Annotated in this window: 1 protein-coding gene and 1 pseudogene; both read left to right on the forward strand. The window is 67.2% G+C overall.

From position 1 onward, the window contains the following. A pseudogene (locus tag ABZ532_RS31575) lies at nucleotides 1–429 on the forward strand (transposase); the annotation flags it as partial. Between the two features lie 166 nt (nucleotides 430–595). Next, nucleotides 596–1,450 carry an IS30 family transposase gene (locus ABZ532_RS31580; RefSeq protein WP_361291442.1) on the forward strand — a complete coding sequence of 285 codons (855 nt, stop codon included), beginning with the start codon at nucleotides 596–598 and terminating at the stop codon, nucleotides 1,448–1,450. Nucleotides 1,451–1,731 lie beyond the last annotated feature (281 nt).

A 1,731-nucleotide genomic window follows, 5' to 3' on the forward strand; every position in this document is an offset into this window, starting at 1 on the left:
GCGGTGGGACGCAGGACACGCCTGATGAGACGCTGTTCGCCGCGATCGTCTACGTGCTGGTCAGCGGCTGCCTGGCGGGCACTCCCGCCATGCTTCGGCATCTCGAAGTCCACCGCACGTCGTCGGTTCATGATCTGGTCGAGGGCCGGCGTCTGGGGCCGGTTGCACGAGGCAGTCCTCGACGGGATCGTCGAGTGCGGCCTGCTCGATCTGTCCCCCACGGTTCTCGAATCGGCACACGTTCGGGCCAAGAAAAGGGGCGAACACCCAGGTCCGAGCCCCGTGGACCGGGGCAAGGCGGGTTCCAAGATGCACGTCCTGTCGGATGCGAACGGACTGGCCTTGGTCGTCGGCGACTCCGCAGCCAACACGCACGACAGTCCCGGGCTGAAGCCGATGGTGGCCGGTCTCCAATCGAGACACGACCCCGAAACGGTCCCGGTTCTCGACGAAGGTCACGACCGCAGATGTGGCCGGTCGAGGTCGGCCGCGAAGAAGGCCGAAGCGGTGTCAACGCTCTCGGAGAATTGACCACCCACCAGTCCTTGGGTTCTAACGCTTGTCGCAACATTCCTTGATCATGATGGGTGTGTTGATGGCGAGGCAGGGACGCAAGCGCAGGCTCGAGGTCGAAGCGGAGTACTGGCGGCTGCTGCAGTCCGGGGTGGGCACGGTTGAGGCCTGCAGGCAGCTCGGAATCGGCAGAAAGACCGGCTATCGGTGGCGGTCGGAGAATGGCGGCCTGCCACCGGAGCGTGTGTCCGAGACTGTCCACTCGGGCCGCTACCTGTCGCTGCTGGAGCGCAAGCGGATCGCCACCTTGCGCGAACGCGGCCTGGGCATACGCGAGATCGCCGAGCTGCTGGACCGCTCGCCGTCGACCATCAGCCGCGAACTGCGCCGCAACATGCTCGAACACGACAAGGGTGTCTACGACGCCGACCTCGCCCACCACCGCTCCAGACAGCGGGCCGAGCGACCGCGGAGACCCAAGCTGCGGCTCGACGCCCAACTCCGCGCCGAGGTCCAGGCCAGGCTCGACCTGGAGTGGAGCCCCGAGCAGATCGCCGCCCACCTGCGCACGCTATGGCCGGACCAACCCGAGCGACACCTGTGCCACGAAAGCATCTACCGGGCTCTCTACCAGGGCGCGAAGGGCGTCCTGAGCAGGACACTCACCAAGAAGCTCCGCACCGGCCGCCCCCTGCGCAAGCAGCGCCGCAAGGCCGACCAGCGGGCCCCGCGATTCGCCGTGCCGGCGACGCTCATAGACGAGCGCCCGCCCGTGGTCGAGCTCCGCGAACGCACCGGCGACTGGGAAGGCGACCTGATCACCGGCCGCAGAAACCGCACCGCCATCGCCACACTCGTCGACCGCCGCACCCGCCGACGGACACAGTGCGGAACAGGTACACACACGCCTCACCGAAGCCCTCCGGGATGTCCCTGACACCGCACGGATGACGCTCACCTGGGACCAAGGCTCCGAGATGGCCTGCCACGACCGCCTCGCCCCGCTGTTCCGCGACGGCTTCTTCGTCGCCCACGCCGGCAGCCCCCTGGCAACGCGGCACCAACGAGAACACGAACGGCCTGCTGCGGCAGTACTTCCCCAAGAGCACCGACCTGTCCGGGCACTGAAGCTTCCCCTTGATCGTGGGCACCTGGAGACTGGGACCTGAGGTTCCAGAGGAAGTAGTGCCAGGTGGGAAGTAGCAACAACCGGACCAA

It is taken from the genome of Streptomyces sp. NPDC019396 (assembly GCF_040632375.1).
GTDB lineage: Bacteria > Actinomycetota > Actinomycetes > Streptomycetales > Streptomycetaceae > Streptomyces.

Coding starts and splice junctions, on each gene's coding strand:
- ABZ532_RS31580 (WP_361291442.1), top strand. CDS start 596: ATGGCGAGGCAGGGACGCAAGCGCAGGCTCGAGGTCGAAGCGGAGTAC.